Source organism: Deltaproteobacteria bacterium (assembly GCA_016874755.1).
In the GTDB taxonomy this organism is placed as follows: Bacteria; Desulfobacterota; Binatia; order UBA9968; family UBA9968; genus DP-20.
This window is the reverse complement of sequence record VGTH01000048.1, coordinates 1-21,504: the sequence shown is the minus strand read 5'-3', so window position 1 is coordinate 21,504 and position 21,504 is coordinate 1. Positions and strand designations below refer to the sequence as shown.

The 21,504-nt window shown below is 58.9% G+C and carries 19 protein-coding genes; 17 read left to right on the top strand and 2 right to left on the bottom strand.

From position 1 onward, the window contains the following. Positions 1–34: 34 nt before the first annotated feature. The gene (locus FJ145_22280; protein MBM4264137.1) at positions 35–805 is read right to left on the bottom strand and encodes a DUF547 domain-containing protein; all 771 of its coding nucleotides are present in this window, start codon (positions 803–805) and stop codon (positions 35–37) included. Next, the gene (locus tag FJ145_22275) at positions 802–2,229 is read right to left on the bottom strand and encodes a radical SAM protein (protein ID MBM4264136.1); all 1,428 of its coding nucleotides are present in this window, start codon (positions 2,227–2,229) and stop codon (positions 802–804) included. Before FJ145_22275 ends, FJ145_22280 begins: the two co-directional genes overlap by 4 nt. A gap of 212 nt (positions 2,230–2,441) precedes the next feature. On the opposite strand from FJ145_22275, the gene FJ145_22270 reads away from it, so the two are divergent. From FJ145_22270 to FJ145_22190, 17 genes are all read left to right on the top strand, one after another. Continuing rightward, a complete protein-coding gene (locus FJ145_22270) occupies positions 2,442–3,095 on the top strand; it encodes an SCO family protein (protein MBM4264135.1) in 654 nt (217 codons plus the stop codon). Positions 3,096–3,233: 138 nt separating this feature from the next. Beyond that, positions 3,234–4,112: a vitamin K epoxide reductase family protein gene (locus FJ145_22265; protein ID MBM4264134.1), complete on the top strand. Its 879-nt coding sequence runs from the start codon at positions 3,234–3,236 to the stop codon at positions 4,110–4,112. Beyond that, positions 4,112–4,438 (top strand): rhodanese-like domain-containing protein, encoded by a 327-nt coding sequence (locus FJ145_22260; GenBank protein ID MBM4264133.1) that lies wholly within the window; start codon positions 4,112–4,114, stop codon positions 4,436–4,438. The genes FJ145_22265 and FJ145_22260 overlap by 1 nt, the downstream gene beginning before the upstream one ends. A 150-nt stretch (positions 4,439–4,588) precedes the next feature. Then, a complete protein-coding gene (gene queC, locus FJ145_22255; protein MBM4264132.1) occupies positions 4,589–5,287 on the top strand; it encodes a 7-cyano-7-deazaguanine synthase QueC in 699 nt (232 codons plus the stop codon). Positions 5,288–5,293: 6 nt separating this feature from the next. After that, positions 5,294–6,187, top strand: coding sequence for a DUF58 domain-containing protein (locus FJ145_22250; GenBank protein MBM4264131.1), 894 nt, complete (start codon positions 5,294–5,296; stop codon positions 6,185–6,187). 4 nt (positions 6,188–6,191) lie between these two features. Next, entirely contained in the window at positions 6,192–7,979 is a 1,788-nt protein-coding gene (locus tag FJ145_22245; protein ID MBM4264130.1) for a hypothetical protein, read from the top strand. A gap of 4 nt (positions 7,980–7,983) precedes the next feature. Then, complete coding sequence (locus tag FJ145_22240; GenBank protein MBM4264129.1) at positions 7,984–10,539, top strand: VWA domain-containing protein; 2,556 nt, start codon at positions 7,984–7,986, stop codon at positions 10,537–10,539. Between the two features lie 106 nt (positions 10,540–10,645). Then, positions 10,646–12,061: a hypothetical protein gene (locus FJ145_22235; protein MBM4264128.1), complete on the top strand. Its 1,416-nt coding sequence runs from the start codon at positions 10,646–10,648 to the stop codon at positions 12,059–12,061. Between the two features lie 101 nt (positions 12,062–12,162). After that, entirely contained in the window at positions 12,163–12,603 is a 441-nt protein-coding gene (locus FJ145_22230) for a phosphatidylglycerophosphatase A (protein ID MBM4264127.1), read from the top strand. Beyond that, entirely contained in the window at positions 12,600–13,838 is a 1,239-nt protein-coding gene (locus FJ145_22225) for a competence/damage-inducible protein A (GenBank protein ID MBM4264126.1), read from the top strand. Before FJ145_22230 ends, FJ145_22225 begins: the two co-directional genes overlap by 4 nt. Further along, positions 13,835–14,416 carry an RNA 2',3'-cyclic phosphodiesterase gene (gene thpR / locus FJ145_22220; protein MBM4264125.1) on the top strand — a complete coding sequence of 194 codons (582 nt, stop codon included), beginning with the start codon at positions 13,835–13,837 and terminating at the stop codon, positions 14,414–14,416. Before FJ145_22225 ends, thpR begins: the two co-directional genes overlap by 4 nt. A gap of 11 nt (positions 14,417–14,427) precedes the next feature. Then, positions 14,428–15,489, top strand: coding sequence for a recombinase RecA (gene recA, locus FJ145_22215; GenBank protein ID MBM4264124.1), 1,062 nt, complete (start codon positions 14,428–14,430; stop codon positions 15,487–15,489). A gap of 10 nt (positions 15,490–15,499) precedes the next feature. Then, positions 15,500–15,997 (top strand): regulatory protein RecX, encoded by a 498-nt coding sequence (locus FJ145_22210; GenBank protein ID MBM4264123.1) that lies wholly within the window; start codon positions 15,500–15,502, stop codon positions 15,995–15,997. A gap of 6 nt (positions 15,998–16,003) precedes the next feature. After that, positions 16,004–18,637 (top strand): alanine--tRNA ligase, encoded by a 2,634-nt coding sequence (gene alaS / locus FJ145_22205; protein ID MBM4264122.1) that lies wholly within the window; start codon positions 16,004–16,006, stop codon positions 18,635–18,637. Next, positions 18,634–19,056 (top strand): YjbQ family protein, encoded by a 423-nt coding sequence (locus tag FJ145_22200; GenBank protein ID MBM4264121.1) that lies wholly within the window; start codon positions 18,634–18,636, stop codon positions 19,054–19,056. The genes alaS and FJ145_22200 overlap by 4 nt, the downstream gene beginning before the upstream one ends. Before the next feature lie 38 nt (positions 19,057–19,094). Further along, a complete protein-coding gene (locus tag FJ145_22195; protein ID MBM4264120.1) occupies positions 19,095–20,078 on the top strand; it encodes a PhoH family protein in 984 nt (327 codons plus the stop codon). 491 nt (positions 20,079–20,569) lie between these two features. Beyond that, entirely contained in the window at positions 20,570–21,412 is an 843-nt protein-coding gene (locus FJ145_22190; GenBank protein ID MBM4264119.1) for an NAD(P)-dependent oxidoreductase, read from the top strand. The last annotated feature ends 92 nt before the right edge of the window (positions 21,413–21,504 follow it).

Sequence of the window (21,504 nt, the reverse complement as noted above, 5' to 3'; positions counted from 1 at the left end):
GTCGACTTTAAAACTTCAAGCCGCGATCGATGATTTAATTTCCCGGCTGCCGGTTGATCGTCCAATCGTAGGGGACAAAGCCAACCGCGTAATTTTCCGGTACGGGAGTGTCGCGGTAGCGATTGACGTAGGCGGTCAACGACGGCGCCTTGAGGAGAAAGTCGACCGTGTAAAAATCGAGGATCTCAGAATATTTCGCGGTTCGCTGGCTGTCGTCCACCTGCACGTTGCGCGCCTCGTTGAAGAAAAGTTTGGCTTCGCGCTCGAGCTGCTCCTCGAGGCGCTCGGGCAAAAACGGCTCGCGCGGCAACCGCGGGCAGCCCACCGACATGCAGTTCAAAGCGACATGGATACGCGGATCGCCCAACGGCCGGATGATATCTCTTTCATAGGCGTACAGGCTCATCGGCTCACCGCCCACCTGCACCTTTCCGAAAAAGAAAAAGGCGATTTTGCGCAGCCCCGCCAAAGTTTCTGGTATGCCCTTCTCAATGACCTTATGCATCGCCAGCGCGTTGTACGCATTCAAGTGGTACGCCAACACGTGATTCTTCGTTGGAAATTTTTCCAGCCGATTGTTCGGCCCGTTGTCGTACACCCAGGCCACGAAGCGGTCGAGCTCCGCGCGCTCACGCGCCACCGCGGCGAAGTTAACCCGCCCCTGGTTGTCAACGTGCCGCTCCAAGACGCGCTGCCAAGCCGAATAAGGCGGATCGCCAGCCGCGGGTTCGACCAAACTGGGCCGCGGCACGGCGGCACAACCGACAAGAAACAAAAAGCCCCAGCTCAAAAAAATCTTCGTCATAGAGTATCTTCTGCGGCGTCTGCGCTTTTTGCGCGAGATTGGCCGGCTTCGCCGGCAATCCTGACTGGTTCGACAAATTTTTTCGCCCGCCCGCGGGCGTTCTTCCGGCTCAACGACACATCGAGGTGCCCTGGCCTGTGCTCTTGGGTCTGGCCGGTGACAGGATTCCAGTACACGGTCTTGTCGCCCCGCTTCACTTGCGCGGCGACCAATAGATAGCGATCGCGCTTGGCGTTGTGCACGCACATCGACATGGGACCGTCGGGCGTCATCACCATAAACGAACAGGCCTCGCAGCGCTCCCGCTCGAGCCGGTCTGCGTCCATGAAATTGTGAATAAAAAATGTCAGCTTACCGATGCGGCCGCGGGCGGCGATCAAATCGGCGCCCGCCTTCCAGGCAAACGAGACGGCACGATGAAGGAAGCCCGCCGCCAAGTCTGGGCGCGCTGCGATGGCCCGCGTCATGCGCCAAACCGTTTTGGCTTTGTCTTGCCGATCGAACACCACGTGAGCGGTATTGGCGATCACTTTGCCGGCGGATTCGCCGTCGGCGAGAAAGTCGAAGACTTTACCGTTGATCACCAAACCGTAGGCGACACGATTGCAGCGCGCGTGGCCGGCGCTGACTGCGCCAAAATTTAGCGCACATCCAGCACCCATTTGAATCGCTTGCATGACTGTGTAGGGGTTGACGGTCACCCGCTCGCGCTCTAAGCCACGCCCGGTATCTGCTCCGACCTGGAAGGAGCACAACCGAACCACGTCGCTGTGCGCGACAAAAAACTGCACCAACTCCGGCACTTCGTGAAAATTGCCAGGATAGACCGTGGTGTTGAAAAACACCGACAAGGGCAAGCCGCGGGCGCGATCGACATATTCCTTACGCACCGCGTTGAGACTCCTTTCGGTTGTATAGCCTTTGCGTTCCTGGGTGAGGTCGACGTGAAAGGCGACGTCGATCAGCCCGGCGTCACACAATTGCGACAGCAACTCGCGCGAGGCACGAATGCCGTTAGTAAATAGCGACGGCCGCAACCCGCTTGCGCGCGCGTAGCGCACGATCGCCGCCAGTTCTTCGCGCTTGCGCACTGTGGGATCGCCTCCGGAGATTTGCACGTCGGTGTTTTCGCCATAGTGGGTGCGAATCAGATCGATGCGGCGAAACACTTCCTCAAGCGGAATATCTTTGAGCGCTTCCGAAGTCTCCGAGAGATAGCAGTAAGTGCAATCGAGATTGCAGCGCTGGGTGATTTCTAAAGACACACAGCCCACAGCGCCGCGTCGGCCAAGGATTTGGCCGTCGTGCCATTGCCCCTGGTCGATCATGCGCTGGCGCGCCCGCGCCATCTGCGCGGCGCTATTGCCGGGCAGATTGTAGGGCTGCCAATCGAAAATTTCCTTTGCGCTCAGGAAATCCGCCATCGCCCCTCCAAGAAATAGTTTAGAGCCGTGATCCTCTTTCCCTCTACGAGCGCTGCCAAGATATCGGATTTTCACCTTGCCGAATAATCCTCGCGCCCCCACCGCCGTCCGCGTCCAATGCACAACGCAGCGGTAAATGACTCCATTATCCTTTGCCCACGAGCCCTCTACACAAAGCCCGCATTTGCCGCTAATATTTTCGAGTCATAGCCATGCCTCTATCTAAAACGCGCCTCTTACTATTGGGGTTCTTCGTGACGACGCTAGCGATCGGGCTGGGGACCCTCCTGTGGCTTAACTTCGCGCCCAAGCGCGTCGCCGGCTGGAATCAACTGCCCGGTCAACAACCGCTTGAGGGGTTGAATCGCCACAACGTCGTACCCGACTTCACCCTCACCGAGCGCAGCGGCAAGCCAATCGCGCTCGCTAACCTGCAGGGCAAAGTTTGGATCGCCGATTTTATCTACACCACTTGCACCGACACCTGTCCGCTGCAAAGCGCAGAGATGGCCAAGCTGCAATCGGAGCTTGCCGACGTGACCAACCTCCGACTGGTCTCTTTCTCCGTCGATCCGACCAAGGACACACCGGCGGTGCTGCAGGCCTACGCAGCGCGCTTCAAAGCCGACGCCGAACGCTGGCTATTTCTCACGGGGGACAAAGAGCAGATATCCAATCTGGTTCAAGGCGGCTTTCGCTTGAGCGCGGCGCCGTTGAAGCAAGACGGCACCGATACGGTTATTCTCCACAGCCCGCGCTTTGTTCTGGTTGATAGCACGGCGACGATCCGTGGCTACTACGATAGCCGCGAGCCGGATGCCCTGCTGCGATTGAAACAAGATCTACGCGCGCTGGTAAAGGAGTAACCCGACACCGCCAAAGTTCGCAGGCCAACCCGAGCTTGTCCGACGTCTCGCCTCTACACAAATCACAAATTAATCGCTAAACTCTGGATTTCGCAGCCTGATAGCGACCAACGATTGAGATTTTAAGGAGCGGATTCCATGGCTCAACCAGCCAAAAGCAAAAACGCCAACGCCCGATCGGCGCCCGCGGTCAACGCGGTGAAGGATGGGCCCAATTGGCTTGTCTTCGGTCTCGCTTGTGTCGGCATGGCGTTGAGCGCCTATCTCACCTACTCGGCGTGGCAAGAAAAGCTCGTGGCATTTTGCACCGCTGGCAGCGATTGCGACGTCGTGTTGAACAGCGAGTGGTCCAGATTGTTTGGAATACCGACGTCGCTGTGGGGCTTCTTGACCTACGCGCTGATCGCCGCCGTCGCCTGGAACAAGCGCACTCAATCGCAGTGGCAGATTTCCTGGGCGCTAGCGTTTTTCGGCTTGCTCTTTAGCCTCTATCTGACTTTCATCTCGTTCTTCCAACTAAGAGCAGCCTGCCCCTATTGTTTAGCTTCGCTCGGTCTGATGGCGGCGATCTTCGTCGTTGTCACCATGCAGAAGCCCGAGCGCATGCGCGATTCCAGCTGGGGCCCATGGCTCGGCAAAACCGCCGGCGTCGCGCTCGTTGCCATCGTTGCTTTGCATCTGCACTTTGCCGGCTATTGGGGCAAGGCACCGACCATCGAAGATCCCTGGATCCGCGGCCTCGCCGACCATTTGACCAAGATCGAAGCAAAATTTTACGGCGCCTCGTGGTGCCCGCACTGTAAAGACCAAAAAGAAATGTTCGGCGCATCGGCCAAGCGCCTGCCCTACGTGGAGTGCAGCCCGGCAGGACCGAAGGGACCCGTCGCCGAAGCGTGCAAGACCGCCGGTGTGCAGAGCTATCCGACCTGGGTGATCAAAGGCCAGCGCATGACCGGCACCATCGCGCTGGAGACGCTGGCACAGAATAGCGAGTACAAATTTACCGAAACTCGGTGATGATGGCAGGCCGCCTACATCTCTTTCTCCTGACGTTCGCCGCGCTCGCGGCGTGTGCGTTGTCGCCGTCGTTCAGCGCCGCCGATCCGTCAAAGTATCCGGAGTACGTCCAGCAAAAATTGCCCGACGAAATCAAGGCGGAGTTTATCTCCGTCGACGAGCTAGTGGCCGATATCAAAGCCGGCAAGAAACCGGTGATCATCGATGTGCGCAGCGCAGAAGAGTTTCGCGAAGTGCATATCCTGGGCGCGGTCTCAGCGCCCATCGGCGAGTTCAACTATTATCTGGCCAGCATGCCCAAAGATCGGCCGCTGGTCTTGTATTGAGCTTGCCCCCATCACCTGGCCAGTTTGGCCTATGGCATGCTTCACGAAAAAGGCTACCGCAACATGAAAGTGCTCGACGAAGGAATCGTCGGCTGGTACCAAAAACGCTACCCCATGGAAGGCACCAAAGTTCCCAAATCTTAATTCATGATGGGCAAAGACGCCGTTATCTTACTGAGCGGCGGCCTTGACTCAGCCACGGTGGCAGCCATGGCCAAACAGCAGGGCTTCGCGCTCCACGCCCTGAGCTTTCGCTACGGCCAGCGTCATGTGCGCGAGCTCGAAGCGGCGAATAAAGTAACCGCTTTCTTCGGCATCCAAAATCACGTGGTCATCGACTTCGATCTGCGCGCGATCGGCGGCTCGGCGCTCACCGATGAGATCGCCGTGCCCAAAGACAGATCGCACCAGGAAATCTCCCAAGGCATTCCATCAACCTACGTGCCGGCGCGTAACACGATTTTTCTCTCGTTCGCGCTGGCGCTGGCAGAGCGCGTTGAAGCGCAGGATATTTTTTTCGGCGCCAATCAGCTCGACTACAGCGGCTACCCCGATTGTCGCGAGGAATATATCCGCGCCTTCGAAAAGATGGCCAACCTCGCCACCAAAGCCGGCGTCGAGGGAAAAACTAAGCTGCGCATTCACGCGCCGCTTTTGCATATGAGCAAAGCCGAGATCATTCGCGCCGGCGCAGCGCTCGGCGTCGACTACGCTCTCACCTGGAGCTGCTACGACCCGCAAGCTGACGCGCGCGCCTGCGGCCGCTGTGATAGCTGTCAGCTGCGCATAAAAGGCTTCCAAGCCGCCGGTTTGCGCGATCCGATCCAATACGCCGTCTCGGACGTCTAATCATTCATGCTTCCCGAGCCCTTCACCACGAAATTCTTGGCCCAGCTCGAAGCCCTGCGCCTGCGCACGCGCAAGGAGTTTCTCGGCAGCCATCCGGGCAGCTACTCTTCGCCGCGGCGCGGCACCAGTTTGGAATTTGCCGACTATCGCCGCTACGCCCCAGGCGACGATTTGCGTTATCTCGATTGGGGTATCTATGCGCGCAGCGATCGGCTTTACGTCAAGGTGTTCCGCGAAGAAGTCGACCTGTTCGCCTATGTTTTCATCGACGCCAGCGCGTCGATGAGCTTTCCTTCCGTCGCACAAAAATTTCGCCCCGCCAGCCACATCGCGGCAGCGCTCTCCTACGTCGTCCTGGCCAATCACGATCACGTTAAGCTGCATCTGCTGCAAGGAAACTCCGCCGCCCATGCGTCGCCCTTCTATCGCGGCCGGCGGCGCATGGCCGATTGCGTCCAGTTTGCCAGCCAAGCGGCGCCGAGCGGGACGTTGGATTTAGCGGGATCGTTGGGGGCGCACCTGCAGCGCATCCACCGTCCCGGCAAAGCGATCTTAGTGTCGGATTTCTTAATGCCACCGTCGGCCTATCAAAGCGGTCTGAATCTGTTGCGCGCATTCAATCTCGACATCGCCGCGATTCAAGTGTTGTCGCGCCAGGAGCTGGCACCGAACTTCGGGAGCGGCACGTTGGAATTGGTCGACAGCGAAAGCGGCGCAACCCTGCGCCAGCAATGGGACAGTAAGCGCAGCAAAAATTATCAAGAGCGCCTGGCGCACCATAACTCGGAGATCCGCAGCTTCTGCCATCAGAGCGGCATTCATTACTCACTGTACGTTACTGACAGAGACCTGGGTGACTTTGTGTTAGCGACCCTGCCCAAGATCGGCCTTTTCAAATAGCGCCATGGAGTTTCTCAACCCAGTTGCTCTCTACGGTCTCTTGGCGCTGCCGCTCTTGCTGGTGCCCTATTTGATCCGGCGCAAGCCCCGGCGCGTGCTGTTTTCCAGTTTATTGTTGATCAGCGAGTCGGCGGCCTCTCCCAACATCAAACCCTGGGGCCGCTTGCGTTTGCCGCCGGTGTTTTTTCTCCAACTGCTGCTGCTCACGCTGCTGATTCTGGCTTTGGCGGAGCCAGTGTTCACCAGTTTGCCCAGCAATGTCGCGATCGTCATCGATAACTCGGCGAGCATGCAGACGCGCGAAGGCGAAACCACCCGCTTCACCCTGGCCCAGGCCAAAGCGCGGGCGTTGCTCGGCGAGGTTGCCAACGACGGCCAGGTTGACGTTTATCTCACCACGCCAAGGCTCCAGCGCGTGCGCGCCAATCCGCTCGCGCCCAGCGAAGCCGCCGCGCTGATCACCGCCCTGGAACCGTACGATCTTGGCGACCCGCCAATCGACTATAAGACTGTCCTCGGCCGGCTCGCTCAAGAAAACAAATACCAGCGGGTCTACCTGGTCAGCGACCATCCGTCGCGCGGCCAAAACAGCATCGTGCGGGTGGCCAGCGTCGGGTCCTCTAATAATAAGAACAATTTCGCCTTGACGTCCTTCGGCGTGCGCCGCACCGCGTTGGCCAACGCCAGCACCTCTGCGAATATTGAAGTCAGCAATTTTTCGCCCAAAGAAGAGCGCCTCAAAGTGGTCGTGCGCGCCGCCGGCAAAGTGGTCGGCCAGCGCGACCTGGTGGTCGGCGCCGGCGCCACCGCCTCGGCGAGCATCGCTGGTTTGCCGGCCCATGCCTACTACGAAGCCGAAATTGAAAATCGCGACGCGCTGGCGCTCGATAACCGCCGTTTCGCCGCCGGCAACGCCGCGACGGCTTTGCGTATGCTCGCGGTAACGCCGCGGCCCGAGGAGTTCGCCAGCTTGCGCAATATTCCCGGGGTGAGTCTCGATATCATCGCGCCGGCGGATTACGAAAAAACCGCACGCATCGGCTACGGGCTGGAAATTTTTCACTTCGCCGCGCCGGCGACCCTGCCGCGCACGCCGGCGCTGCTTATCTTGCCCCCCGACGCCAACAGCCTGGTGGAGCAACAATCCTCCGTGACGCGCCCCACCATCTCCGGTTGGCGCGAGCCCCATGTATTGACCCGCTATGTCAATTTTGCTCTGTTCCGGCCGGCCTATGCGCGCCCGTTAAAGCCCAAGACCCCGGCCAATCCGGTGGTGGAAATCTCCCAGGGCCCCATCGCCCTGGCGATCGATCGCACCAGCACGCGCCAGTTGATTCTCGGTTTCGATCCCTTCCCTTATTTGGGGCGCGACAACCTGCCAATGTCGATTTTCACTTTGAATCTGATCGACTGGTTTTTTAAAGAAGGCGGCGCCGACGGCCGCGCCACCGGCGAATCTCTCACGCTCGGCACCAGCGGCGATGCCAAAACCATCGTCACGCCCAAAGGCAAACAAACTTTGACCGGAAGAGAGCAGGCCGTCTTTACCCAGACCTACTACCAGGGCATTTACCGGGTCGCGCGCGGCAGCGAGCAGGAAATGATCGCGGTTAACTTGCAGGATAGCGGCGAATCCGACCTGCGCTCGCCGGCGGTTATCGACATTGCCGGCGCTGAGCAAGACAACGCTCGCTTGCCGGCGCTTTCTTCCTATTGGCCCTATCTGCTGCTCGCGGCGCTCGCGCTTTTATTGCTAGAATGGTTTATCAACCCGCGGCTCAAGCTGCGCTAGCGTCATGTTTGCACAATTTTACGATAACCTGATTTTCGCCAAGCCCTTTTACTTTTGGCTCTTGCTCGCCTTGCCGCTCGTCTGGCTGCGCTTTCGCCAGCAGCGCTTCTGGGTCGTGCTGTGGCGCAGCATTATTTTGATTTTAGTCGTGCTGACCCTGGCCGACCCGCAGTCGGTCAGCCGCAGCTCGACCCGGGAGGAGCGCGTCTTCGCCTTTGACGTCTCGCGCAGCATTCCGGCCAGCACCCGGCGCTGGATGGTCGAGACTGCCGAGAAAGACTTTGCACCCAAAAGCAACGAACGGGTTTTTCTGCTCGGCGGCGATGTCAAAGAAGCGGGTAATTGGCGCGAAGCCATTAACGACAGCGCCACTGCAAACGCCGCACAGCCGGACAAGACTAATCTCGAAAATTTGCTGAGCCGCCTGATCGCCCTGCCGGCGGCGCCGCGCAGCTTATACTTATTTACCGATGGCTGGGAGACCCAGGGCGATGTGCAGCGGCTCCTACCGGCAGCGGCCGCCGCAGGCATCAAGATTTTGCCGGTGGTCCGCGCCCAACGCGCCGCCATCGAAAACGTCTCGGTGAGCAAGCTCATCGCCCCGAGCTTCGGCAACGCCGCCGAAGCGCTCAACCTCAAGGTAGTTTTGGAAAATCACAATGACCGCCCGGTTGAAGGGACGTTGACCTTGACACGCGACGGACAGACATTTCGGACCGAGCAGTTGAGACTAGCACCAGGCAGCCAGATGTTTACCTACCAGGCGACCCTGCCGGAGGGGACGTTAGCCTCCTACCGGGCCAGCTTCACGGCCCGTCCGAGCGAAGCGGATCGCTTTCCGCAAGATAATCAGGCCGTCGCCTCGGTGACGATCCGCAATAAAGCTAAGGTCCTGCTCATCAACGGTCATGCTGGCGGCGGACGCTATCTAGAAGAAATTCTCAAGCGCCGCGGCTTCGATGTCACCTCGCGCGCGCCCGACGGCGCGCCGGCGCCGGCCGGCTACAAGGCGGTTATCTTTAATAACGTCGAGCGCGACCGCTTCTCGGCCAACTACCTGGCCGCCGTCGAGCGCCACACCGCCGACGGCAACGGTTTTCTCATGGTCGGCTCCGAAGCGAGCTTTTCGCCCAACAGCTACCGGCGCACGCCTATCGAGGCGATGCTGCCGGTGGAACCGAAGGAGCCTAAACGAGAAGAGAAGAACCGCGCGGTCATTTTAGTCATCGACAAATCGGGCAGCATGCGCGAGGAGAACCGCATTCTTTATGCCCGCGAAGCCGCCAAAGCGGTGGTCCGCCAACTCAAGGACAATGACCTGGTCGGTGTCGTCGGCTTCGATGTCAGTGCCTTCGTAGTCACCCCGGTCGACACGGTCGGCCGGGTGCGCCGGGTTTTCGAAGGTCAGATCGACCGGCTGAATCCCGGCGGGCAGACCTATTTCTATCCCGCCCTCCTAGAGGCCAAACGGCAGATTGAGCGGGCCAACGTCGGTCGGCGTCACATTATCCTCATCAGCGACGGTGAGACCCGGGGCAGCCAGGGCGAGCTCGTCGACCTGGTCAACGTCATGAAAGGCGAGATGAAAGTGACCGTTTCCGCCGTCGCCATCGGCGCTGAAGCCGACATTCGGATCATGAAACGGATCGCCCAATACGGCGGCGGTGCCTTTCACCACACCCTTGACCCGACGAGCCTGCCGCAGATCGTCTTGCAGCAGCTCCAGGAAAACACCCGCGACGATCCTGTCGGTCCGGGCAGTTTCAACCCGGTGGCAAACCGCAATTCAGAATTGCTCGGCCCGCTCGGTGCCAGAGCCTATCCAGCGGTCTTGGGTTACATGGAGACCGAACTGAAATCCGGCGCTCAGCTCGATCTGCTGATTCCGCGGGACGACCGCCGCGCTCCGCTGCTCGCCTCCTGGCGCTATGGTCGGGGCCGCTCTGTCGCCCTGACCACCGATATGGAAGGCCGTTGGACCCGGGGTTGGATAGCTTGGGGTGGCTTGACCAGTTTCTGGGAGCGGGTGTTCGAGTGGCTGAGGCCGTTGCCCAATGAAGAGCCTGTGCCGCAGCATGAGGCGCGGGTGAGTTTGCTCGCGAGCCAAGCGGTCTTAGACCTTCTGGTTTTCGAAGAAGCCAGCGCCGACAGTCAATTTCGTTTCACCCTGTCGGGCAAAGGCGGTAGGCAGGAAGGTGTATTGGTACGACTGGCGACCGGCCACTACCAAGCAGCGTTACCGATCACTACGCCGGGAGAATACCGCATCGATGTCACGGAAAATCGTAACGCGCGCCAAATCGCATACCCTGCCCTAAGCTATAGCCAGCCTTACGATCTAGCCAGCGAGCGCCCGCGGGCCGACGCCAATGTCGATCTCTTGACTCGCCTTGCCGAGGCAACCGGCGGCAAGATGAACCCGCAAGCTGCCGATGTGGCCGCTCGCAGCCAAGAAAGCAAGAGCTTCACACCGGTGCGCCAACCCCTGATCATGTTAGCCTTCCTACTCTTCTTCCTGGAAATTGCCGTCAGAAAGCTTCTCGTATACGACGACAACTGACAAATCCTGGCTTCAGTTGCCAACTGGGCGCATTGATTCGTGTTTTTTCAATTTTTCGGTTGACAGATGGGGTGAAGCGGTCTATTGGTTGTAAGATTTCTTTACTATGCAGTCACAAATCGACCAAAAGATTCGGCGAAACGCCGTGGCCGCCATCAGGCGCCAATCGGCGTTGTCGAAGCTTTTCCTGAGCTTGGTTTGGCTGTGGCTGATCAGCGCCATGTTTGCTGCCAAACCGGCCGATAGCAACGCCGCCAAGCAGAAGCCCTTGCGCAAGGAAGCCCCGACACCAACGGCAAAGGCAAAGCCGGCGGCGCCGACCGCGGTCGCCTCTCCCGTAAAGCGGCTCACCAGGGTCCAGGCCCGCTCCGCTCTACTCCGCCAGCCGAACTTGCCGCCCATCGACTTGAGCGAGCGCCGCGAGCGAGTGTTGTATACAACCCAAGGAAGCGAAACCCTCATAGAGGTGCTCGGCCGCTACAACCTGCACCCGAGCGAACGGCTGTTCTGGAATCGCTCCATTCAGCAGAACTTCGGGGTCCACCGCATCCCCGCGGGCCGCGAGGTCCATCTTTTCTTCTCGCCGCAATTCACCCGCGCCAACCACCGGCAGCTTAAAGCCATGGAAGTCGATTTGAACGAATCGGCCACGATGACCTGGGAACGGGGCATCCGCGGCGTCCTCTTCCAACGGCGCGAGAAGCCTTTTGATGTGGAGCTAAAGACCGCCAGTGCAACGGTGAGTACCTCCATCATGGAAGACGGCAGAAGGGCCGGAATTCACCCGACCCTCTTGTCCCAACTAACCGATATCTTCACCTGGGATGTTGACCTGGAAAAAGAAGTGCGCAGCGGCGACAGTTTTAGGATACTATACGAAAAGCGTAGCCGCAAAGGCCAAGATGCAAAAGCGTCGCTCCGTATCATGGCGGCAGAGCTGATCAATGCCGGTCAAAAGTTCACCGCTATCTATTTTGAGCGCGCCAAAGGCCAGGGGAACTACTTCAATTTGGAGGGACGGAGCCTGGCCCGTTCATTTCTCCGCTTCCCGTTGGAGTTCGCCAGCATCACCTCGCATTTTTCCGACAACCGCTTCAATCCCTTGCTGCGCGTGAATACGGCGCATACCGGGGTTGACTTCGCCGCCGCCCGTGGCACGCCCGTGCGTGCAATCGGCGATGGAGTCATTGCCGAGGCAGGATGGAACGGTGGCTACGGCAAAACCATCGACCTCAAGCACGACCCCGTTTACATGAGCCGTTATGCTCACCTCGATAGTTTCGCCGACGGAGTCACGGTTGGCACGACCGTTACAAAAGGCCAGGTCATTGGCTTTGTCGGTTCGACCGGCCGGAGCACCGGTCCGCATCTGCACTTCGAACTTTATAAGGACAACCAATACGTCGATCCGCTCGGCGTCCACTTCCCAGCCGACGAACAGATCGAACCCGGCCTGCGCAAGCTATTCGAAAGCCAGACCCGCACCTTTCTTGTGGAACTATCCTCGGGGCCGCGATCCTAGTTCCCTTTTTCGACCCTAGCACTATAGAACCTCGGCCATCTTCGTAAGAAAGATCGCCGCCTTTGCGACTCGTTGAGCTTGAACGGAAACTAACTATTTTCGTGGTCACCGGCGCGGGCGTTGGCTATGCGCGCTGGATGCCCGGTACGGTGGGGACGCTCCTTGCCTTACTCCCTTCCCTGGGACTCAATCACCTGGCTGGCTCTGCGCCATTCTTTGCTGGACTCCTGCTCTTGCTCGCCATAGCCGCTGCTATTCCACTGGCGACAAGGGGGGCACATTTTCTCAAAGCCAAAGACCCCGGCGCGATTGTCATCGACGAGATCCTGGGATTTCTAGTCGCTAACTTCGCGGCACCGCTGACCCTTCCGGTCTTGATCGTAGCGTTGTTGTTGTTTCGCTTCTTTGACATCGTTAAGATAGTGCCCATAAGCCATTTGGAGAAACTGCCGGGCGGCACGGGCATTATCCTGGACGATGTCATGGCCGGTATCTACACGTATGTCGCTCTGCGTTTGTTGCTGTATTGGGAAATCCTATGATCGAACGGGTGGTGGTGCTCAGCACGGGCGACGAATTGATGACGGGCCGCGTCGTTGACACAAATTCGACCGCCATTGCGAGCCGGCTGGCCGCCCTTGGCATTAGCGTGCCTGCTGTGCTCAAAGTCGGCGACGACCGCGAGAGATTGCTCTGGGCGCTGCGCACGGCGCGCGACCTGGGCGACCTAGTCATTGGCACCGGGGGCCTCGGCCCCACGGCCGACGACCTCACGACGGAGATTGTCGCCCAGTTCATCGGCCGCAAACTGAAAGAGGACACCGCCGCCGCCGACGGGCTTAGACAACGTTTCGCCTCGCGCAAAATTGACTGGACCGAAAACAATCTTAAGCAGGCACTCTTCCCGGAAGGGTCGACGATTATTCCCAATCCGGCCGGCACCGCGCCGGGCTTTCGCGTCGATATCGGCGGCGGCAAACAGCTTGTCTGGCTATCGGGTGTGCCTCGCGAAATGAGCGCCATGATGACCGAGACTATCCTGCCATGGATTCGCCAGCAGCAAACCGCCCAGCACCAGGCACTCGCCTGTACCTTCAAGCTTTACGGTTTGACCGAATCTAAGCTCGACGATCTGCTCCACTCGGTCAATCTCGGCAACGAAGCCAAACTGTCGTTTCGCGCCCACTATCCCGACCTCTCCCTGCGCTTGGCCGTAACCAGCGGCGAACATCGCGGTCTGAATTTTGTCCGACTACACGACCAGATTCTCAATCTGCTGGGCGGTTACATCTACGCCGAGGGTGACACCCCGCTCGAAGAAGTGGTCGGCCAGCTGCTGATGGAAACCCGCCAGACGCTTGCCCTGGCGGAATCCTGCACAGGGGGCTACATCAGCCATCGCATCACCAGCGTGCCGGGTAGCTCAAACTACTATTTCGGCGGCGCCGTGACCTATGCCAACGACGCTAAAAAGCGCTTCCTAGGCGTGCAACCGGAGACCCTGGATAAGCACGGCGCCGTCAGCCGCGAAACCGCGCTGGAAATGTCCCAGGGCATCCGCGAGCAAACCGGCGCCAGCATTGCGCTCAGCGTCACCGGCATCGCCGGCCCCAGCGGTGGCACACCGGACAAACCGGTCGGCACGGTGTGGATGAGCATCTCGATGGGCAACTTCCACGATGCCCGCACCTTTCAATTCACCGGCGACCGCGAGCGCATCATTCAGGGCACATCCCAAGCGGCATTGAACTGGCTGCGCACGACCTTGCTCGGATGAACGATGCCGTTGTGATTCGCGCCTTCATCGCCGTCGAGCTCGCCCCCTCTATCATTCAAAACATTGATGCTGCCATCGACCGGCTCCGCCCGCGTCTCACCAACGTCCGCTGGGTCGCGCCGGGCAATATTCATTTGACAGTGAAATTTTTGGGCGATATCCCGGAGAGCCAAGTGGACGACCTGGTGGCCGCTCTGACGCCCGTCGTTCGCCCCTTTCCGCGTTGCACCATTAATGCTAAAGGTTTAGGGGTATTTCTGGATGTAAAACGGCCGCGTATCATTTGGGTGGGACTGGCAAGCGACGCGCTGGTAGCATTGGCCGCTAAGGTTCAAGCATGCTTGTTGCCGCTCGGCTTTGAGCCTGAGAAACGAAGCTTCACACCCCACCTGACCATCGGTCGTTGGCGCCAATCGGATCGCGCGCCAAAAGATTTACCGGTCGCATTGGCCAACTGGCGCAGCGTAGATTTCGGCCAGTCCGAAGTGAATGAAATAGTTCTGTTTCAAAGTATCTTAAAGCCGCAGGGCGCCGAGTATCGTAAGTTAAAAGTCATACAGCTCGGCTCGCAACCTTAAGGAGTGCATTGATGGACGCAAATCGAGAAAAGGCGATCGACCTCGCTGTCAGCCAAATCGAAAGACAGTTCGGCAAGGGCGCGATCATGAAGCTGGGCGAAGGCGGCATAGCCAAAGACCAGGCCGTGATTTCCACCGGCTCTCTTGGCCTCGATATCGCCTTGGGCATCGGCGGCGTCCCGTGCGGCCGGGTGGTCGAAATCTACGGCCCAGAGTCCTCCGGTAAGACGACCTTGGCTTTGCACATCGTCGCCGAAGCGCAAAAGAAAGGCGGCATGGGGGCGTACATCGACGCCGAGCATGCCCTCGACCTGGTCTACGCCAAGAAGCTTGGCGTCAAGACCGACGATCTTTTGATCTCCCAGCCCGACCATGGCGAGCAGGCGCTGGAAATCGCCGAGACCCTGGTGCGCAGCGGCGCCATCGACGTGTTGGTCATCGACTCGGTCGCGGCCCTGGTACCGAAGGCGGAAATCGAGGGCGAGATGGGCGACGCCCACATGGGCCTGCAAGCGCGCCTCATGTCGCAGGCGCTGCGCAAATTGACCGGCACGATTTCGCGCTCGAATACCGTGGTTATTTTCATCAACCAGATTCGCATGAAGATCGGCGTCATGTTCGGCAACCCGGAGACCACCACCGGCGGCAATGCGTTAAAATTTTACGCCTCGGTGAGAATGGACATTCGCCGCACCGGCGCTTTGAAAGATGGCGACAACGTGATCGGCGGCCGCACCCGCGTCAAAGTCGTCAAGAACAAAATGGCACCGCCGTTCAAAGAAGCGGAGTTCGACATTCTCTACGGCACCGGCATTTCCCGCGACGGCGAGATCGTCGACCTGGGCAGCGAAATGGGCATCGTCGAAAAGAGCGGCGCGTGGTACTCTTATGGCAGTGAGCGCATCGGCCAGGGACGCGAAGCCGCCAAGCAGTTTCTCCGAGACCATCCCGACACCGCAGTGGATATCATGAACAAAGCCCTCGACAAGCTCGGCATCAAGCGGCCGGAAACCTCGTCGACGTCCGAAGCTGCGGCGCCAGCGGACAAAAAGGAAAAGGTAAAGGCCAAGTAAGGAAAGCGTTTTGATCGCCGCTCGATCGCCGAGTTCACCTTCCCAACCACCAGCGCAGGACGCTTTTCAACGGGCGCTGCGCTATCTCGGCCACCGGCCGCGCAGCGAAGCGGAGCTGCGTAGCCATCTGCGCCAGAGGGGCTACGACGACCACGCCATCGACCGGAGCGTCGCGCGGCTGCGTGAGTTGAACTATTTGAATGACGGCAACTTCGCGCGCAGTTGGACGGCGGCGAAAGTCACCTCGCGCGGCTATGGCCCCAAACGCATCGAGAACGAGCTGCGCACTAAAGGCATCAAGCCGGCAGTGATCCGCGACGCGGTCGTCGAAGCCTTCAGCGCCGGCGAAGAAAAGCGCAACGCCAAGCGGCTGATCGCGCGCCATTACCGCAATCTCGATTTGAAGGATGCCAAACAGCTGCAGCGCGCCGCCGCGTTTTTGCTGCGGCGCGGCTACAGCAGCCAAGTGATTTACGAAGTGCTGAAATTTTCGCTGGAAGCGGATTAATAAATGATCACTGCCGCAGCAATACGCAAATCGTTTCTCGACTATTTCGTCAAGCAGGGCCACACCGTGGTGCGCAGCTCATCTCTCGTGCCGGAGAAAGATCCGACGCTGCTCTTCACCAACGCCGGCATGGTGCAGTTCAAGAACGTTTTTCTCGGCCAAGAGCGGCTGCCCTACGTGCGCGCCGCCAGCTCGCAAAAATGTCTGCGCATCAGCGGCAAGCACAACGATTTGGAAGCGGTCGGCCGCGACACTTATCACCACACGTTTTTTGAAATGCTCGGCAACTGGTCCTTCGGCGATTACTACAAGGCCGAAGCGATCGAGTGGGCCTGGAAACTCTTGACCGACGAATGGGGTCTGCCCAAGGACAAGCTTTACGCGACGGTTTACTTAAACGACGACGCTGCCGAGCAGCTTTGGTTCAAGATCAGCGGTCTGCCCAAGGAACGCGTCAGCCGCTTCGGCGAAAAAGAAAACTTCTGGGAGATGGGCGAGACCGGCCCCTGCGGCCCATGCAGCGAGATTCACCTAGACCGCGGCCCGGCCGCCTGCGACTGGCAAGGCCCGGCGGGGCACGAGTGCCGCGTCAACGGTGACTGCGCTCGTTATATCGAATTGTGGAATCTGGTTTTCATTCAATACAACCGCAAAGAAAATCGCGAGCTGGAAGAACTGCCGTCGAAACATGTCGACACCGGCATGGGCATGGAGCGTATCACCGCCGTGCTGCAGAAGGTTCTGTCCAATTACGACATCGACTCCATGCGCCAGTTGACCGCCACCACCGAGCGCCTCACCGGCAAAAAATATGGGGTCGATCCGGTTGCCGATATTTCCTATCGCGTCATCGACGACCATGCCCGCGCCGTGAGCTTCTTGATCGCCGACGGCGTCACGCCGAGCAACGAAGGCCGCGGCTACGTCTTGCGCCGGCTCTTGCGTCGTGCCGCGCGCCACGGCCGCTTGATCGGTTTGAAAGACCCCTTCCTCTATCAAGTGGCCGGCACGGTGATTCAAGTGATGGGCGATGCCTATCCGGAATTACGTAGCGAGCAGCAGCGCATCGGCGAAGTGATTCGCATCGAAGAGGAACGTTTCGGCGAGACTCTAGAAAAAGGCTTGGTGCTGCTCGACGACGCGACCGCCAAGCTCAAGGGCGACAGGAAAAACGTTCTGTCCGGCGACGTCGCCTTCCGCCTCTACGACACCTATGGCTTTCCGCTCGATTTGACGGAAGACATTCTGCGCGGCGAAGGCATGAGCGTCGATCAAGCCGGCTTTGAAAAACTGATGGAAGAGCAGCGCGCCCGCGGCCGCGAGGCGCGCGAAACCGTCAGCATGGAAGCCAAGATCCAGCTCGACCGCCCGGTCTGCTTCATCGGCTACGATCGCTTGGAAGGCGAGTCGCAGGTGTTGGCGATTTATTCAAACAACGGTGGTATTCAGGAGGCCGGCGAGGGCGACGAGATCGAATTGTTAACCGCCGAGACCCCTTTCTACGGTGAGTCCGGCGGCCAGGTCGGCGACCGCGGCGCAATTGCCACTGCGCGCGGCGATCTCGTCGAGGTCATCGATACCCACCATCCGACGCCCCAGCTCACAGCGCATCGCGGGCGTGTGAAAAAAGGCCGCGTGCAAGTCGGTGATAAAGTTCAACTCACGGTCGACCGCAAACAGCGCCAGCGCACCAAGCTGAATCATTCGGCCACCCATATTTTGCACGCCGTGCTGCGCCGCGAGTTGGGCCAACATGTGCGCCAGGCCGGTTCGCTGGTGACGCCGGACCGGCTGCGTTTCGATTTCAATCACACCGGCGCCATCGCGGATGAAAAGCTGGCGGCGATCGAAAACCAGGTCAATAGCCATATTCGTGAGGACGCCGGTGTTAATATAGACGAGTTGGCCTACGCCGAAGCGATCAAGCGCGGCGCACTGGCTTTTTTCGGCGACAAATACGGCGACCGCGTGCGCGTCGTGAAGATCGGCGACTTCTCCACCGAGCTGTGCGGCGGCACCCATGTCGGCCGCTCCGGCGAGATCGGTCTGTTCAAGTTGCACTCCGAGGGCGGCGTCGCTGCCGGCGTGCGCCGCGTCGAGGCCTTCACCGGCGAGGGCGCGCTGGAATTGATCCGCGCCTACGAAGCGCGCCTGACGGAAATCGGCAACCTCGTCCGCGGTAGCGCCGACGACGCCATCGACAAAGTGAAGCGGCTCCTCGACCGCCAAAAAGAGTTGGAGCGCGAAATCGAGAAGCTGCGCGGTCAATTGGAAAAAGATCAGATCCCCGAACTGCTGGCGAAAAAGCAATCGATCAACGGCGCCAACGTTCTGATCGCCGCGCTGGAAGGCACCGACGCCAAACAGCTGCGCGACATTTCCGATCAGTTGAAAGATAAGCTCGGGGCGGGAGTGGTCGTGCTAGCGGCCGCCAGCGGCGACACCGTGAGCCTGGTTTCCTCTGTCTCCAAAGAACTGACGAAAAAATTTCACGCCGGCAACATCATCAAAGAGCTGGCGCGCATCGTCGGCGGCGGCGGTGGCGGGCGGCCCGATTTCGCTCAGGCCGGCGGCAAAGACCCGACAAAGCTCAACGAAGCGTTAAAGCGAGCCGAGGAGCTAATTCGCCAGGCGCAATGATTCACACCGAGAAGATCACCGAAAATACTTCCGGCTTCTGTGACATCGTCGATCTCACCGCGAAGGTTCGCGACTCGCTGAAAAAATCCCGTCTGCAAAACGGCCTGATCACGCTGTTTGTCACCGGCTCCACCGCGGCGCTGACGACCATTGAATACGAGCCCGGCCTCGTGCAGGACCTCAAAGAGTTCGTCGAAAAGCTGATTCCGTCCAATCGAAAATATCATCATGACGACCGCTGGGGCGACGACAACGGCTTCTCGCATCTGCGCGCGTCGCTCTTTGGCCCGTCGGTCTCGATCCCGGTGCGAAATGGCCGGCCCATGCTCGGCACATGGCAGCAGGTCATTCTGATCGATTTCGATAACCGCGCGCGCAACCGTGAAATCGTCCTCCAGCTCATAGGAGAAACCGAGTGAAAGACGAGAAAAGACTTTTTGGCGAAGGCGTCACCGAGATCGGCGTCAATCAGCTCGATTTTAACGATCCCCGTCTGTTTCGCGATTTACTGGGGCAGCACGATCAACACATCAAAATCTTGCAGCACACCCTAGGCGTAAAAATCCGCGCCCGCGGCTCGTCCATCGAGGTCGAAGGCGACCCGCCGCAGGTCGAGCTTGTCAGCCAAATCTTGCGCCAACTCTACAACTTGCTGGAAAAAGGCTATCCGGTTTACGCCAGCGACGTCGACTACGCGATCCGAATCTTGAGCGGCGACAGCCGCGCCCGCCTGCAAGATATTTTTCTCGATACGATCTACATCTCTGCGCACAAGCGCACGATCACACCGAAAAGTATCGCACAGAAAGCCTACATCGAAGCGATTCGCCGCTACGACATCGTCTTCGGCATCGGCCCTGCTGGCACCGGTAAAACTTATTTGGCGATGGCCATGGCGGTGGCGGAGTTGATGAAGAATAACTATGTAAGAATTATTCTCACGCGCCCCGCTGTAGAGGCCGGCGAGAAACTAGGATTTCTCCCGGGCGACTTGGCGGAAAAAGTGAATCCGTATTTACGCCCACTCTACGACGCCTTGCACGACATGGTCGACTTCGACCGCGCCCGCAAAATGGTCGAGCGCGGCACCATCGAAGTGGCACCGCTGGCGTTCATGCGCGGCCGCACGTTGAATGACTCGTTCGTCATTCTCGACGAAGCGCAGAACACCACACCAGAGCAAATGAAGATGTTTCTAACGAGGTTAGGTTATGGCTCGAAGGCGGTCATCACCGGCGACGCCACGCAGGTCGATCTACCGGCAGGAAAACCCTCTGGCTTGAAAGAAGCCGCGAGAATTTTGAAAGGCGTGCACGGCATCAGCTTCGTGCACTTCACGGAAAAAGACGTCGCGCGCCACCATTTGGTCCAAGCTATCATCGCCGCCTATGAGCGCGACGACAACCAAATAGCAGCGCGCGAGCTATTACAAAGAACCTAAGTTCCATCTTTGCACTCTTTGCGCCGACGAGCTTTAGGTCCCTCTCCCCTAGAGACTTTGTCGCAGTTGTCATTTCAAGCAAGAGGCGAGAAATCTCTCCTTCGCATGTGGCTGAAAAGGCGAGACTCCTCGGAAGACCGCGGAATGACAATGTTTGTTTTTTCGCGATACGACACAGTCTCTTGAGGGTTAGCTAAGCAACTCCTCAGAGCCGAACCGCTGCCGTAACTGGTCGCTGCTGGTCTGAAACGCAAAGGTAAAGCGACCCTATTTGTTATATCAAGCGTGGCTGGGCCGAAGGCGAATAAGTCAAGCTAGGAAGCACCACCCCCCGAATTGCTCCAGTCAGTTTCCAGTCCGCGCCGTATGGCCTTCCAACGAACGAACGGTCGTGAAACCCATCGTGCGGGTGCAAGGGCGTTGATCTTGGACCGGAGAAGAGGCTACGGTCGGATGTACGGCCTCTGCTTGTGGACTGAGTTCAACTCCCTATGACGACGCTGATAACAGGAAGCGGACTGATCGGCACTTCCTTCGGGGAATTTGCGGCCCAGCGCGGTGAACGTCTGGTGTTCTTCGATTTCGAGCCCCGAGAACGGTTCTTGAAGGACAAACTCGGCGCCGTGGACTATTTGTCGGTTCGGGGCGATATCCTAGACTTACCCTGCTTGACGCAAACGATTCAGGAACACAAGATCGATAAGGTGCTACACACGGCGGCCATTATTGCTGGGCGGGTCGCTGCGAATCCGCACTGGGCGTTTACGGTTAACATTCAGGGAACAATTAATGTTGCCGAGGCCGCTCGACTTACCGGAGTGAGGCGAGTCGTACATGTCAGCACACTCAGTGTTTACGATCGTCGCTTCGAGCGGACTCTCACGGTGGCGGAGGACTCCCCAAGGGGGGAGACCACGCCCTATGGATATTCCAAAGCCGTTCAAGAGTTGGTGCTCGAAGCCTACCAGCGCCAATATGGTTTCGATCTGCTAGTGGTACGGCTGGCCCACGTCTTTGGTTTGGGGCATTTCCTGGGAGGCGCGGCGAGCGGCGCAATCACTCACACTCTGCTGACAAGTGGCAGGCGCGGCGACGTCGCGAACATCGATCTCAGTCAGACAAGTCCTTTGGAGCGCATCTATGCCAAGGACGTTGGGCGCGCGGTGGAGCAGGCCATGACCGTACCAATGCCGCCTGTAACGGTATTCAATGTTGGAACAGGTCATGTCACGACATTCGATGAACTGGTTCTTTCAGTTCGAAAGATCTTCCCGGCGCTGCGTGTCGAGATTGTCGAGGATGGCTCGAAGCGCGCAGCGGCCAAAAAGCCATAACTCCGCTCTAAGCCCACGCGGGTTTCAGAAACTGTAGGGTTTTCAGGAAGTTTTGGGGTATTGGGATTCGCCCATTGGGCGAGTTTTTTCTT

What these genes read in the sequence shown, in the direction of transcription:
- FJ145_22280 (MBM4264137.1), bottom strand. Translation starts at nt 805, where the DNA reads ATGACGAAGATTTTTTTGAGCTGGGGCTTTTTGTTTCTTGTCGGTTGT.
- FJ145_22275 (MBM4264136.1), bottom strand. Translation starts at nt 2,229, where the DNA reads ATGGCGGATTTCCTGAGCGCAAAGGAAATTTTCGATTGGCAGCCCTAC.
- FJ145_22270 (MBM4264135.1), top strand. Translation starts at nt 2,442, where the DNA reads ATGCCTCTATCTAAAACGCGCCTCTTACTATTGGGGTTCTTCGTGACG.
- FJ145_22265 (MBM4264134.1), top strand. Translation starts at nt 3,234, where the DNA reads ATGGCTCAACCAGCCAAAAGCAAAAACGCCAACGCCCGATCGGCGCCC.
- FJ145_22260 (MBM4264133.1), top strand. Translation starts at nt 4,112, where the DNA reads ATGATGGCAGGCCGCCTACATCTCTTTCTCCTGACGTTCGCCGCGCTC.
- queC (MBM4264132.1), top strand. Translation starts at nt 4,589, where the DNA reads ATGGGCAAAGACGCCGTTATCTTACTGAGCGGCGGCCTTGACTCAGCC.
- FJ145_22250 (MBM4264131.1), top strand. Translation starts at nt 5,294, where the DNA reads ATGCTTCCCGAGCCCTTCACCACGAAATTCTTGGCCCAGCTCGAAGCC.
- FJ145_22245 (MBM4264130.1), top strand. Translation starts at nt 6,192, where the DNA reads ATGGAGTTTCTCAACCCAGTTGCTCTCTACGGTCTCTTGGCGCTGCCG.
- FJ145_22240 (MBM4264129.1), top strand. Translation starts at nt 7,984, where the DNA reads ATGTTTGCACAATTTTACGATAACCTGATTTTCGCCAAGCCCTTTTAC.
- FJ145_22235 (MBM4264128.1), top strand. Translation starts at nt 10,646, where the DNA reads ATGCAGTCACAAATCGACCAAAAGATTCGGCGAAACGCCGTGGCCGCC.
- FJ145_22225 (MBM4264126.1), top strand. Translation starts at nt 12,600, where the DNA reads ATGATCGAACGGGTGGTGGTGCTCAGCACGGGCGACGAATTGATGACG.
- thpR (MBM4264125.1), top strand. Translation starts at nt 13,835, where the DNA reads ATGAACGATGCCGTTGTGATTCGCGCCTTCATCGCCGTCGAGCTCGCC.
- recA (MBM4264124.1), top strand. Translation starts at nt 14,428, where the DNA reads ATGGACGCAAATCGAGAAAAGGCGATCGACCTCGCTGTCAGCCAAATC.
- FJ145_22200 (MBM4264121.1), top strand. Translation starts at nt 18,634, where the DNA reads ATGATTCACACCGAGAAGATCACCGAAAATACTTCCGGCTTCTGTGAC.
- FJ145_22190 (MBM4264119.1), top strand. Translation starts at nt 20,570, where the DNA reads ATGACGACGCTGATAACAGGAAGCGGACTGATCGGCACTTCCTTCGGG.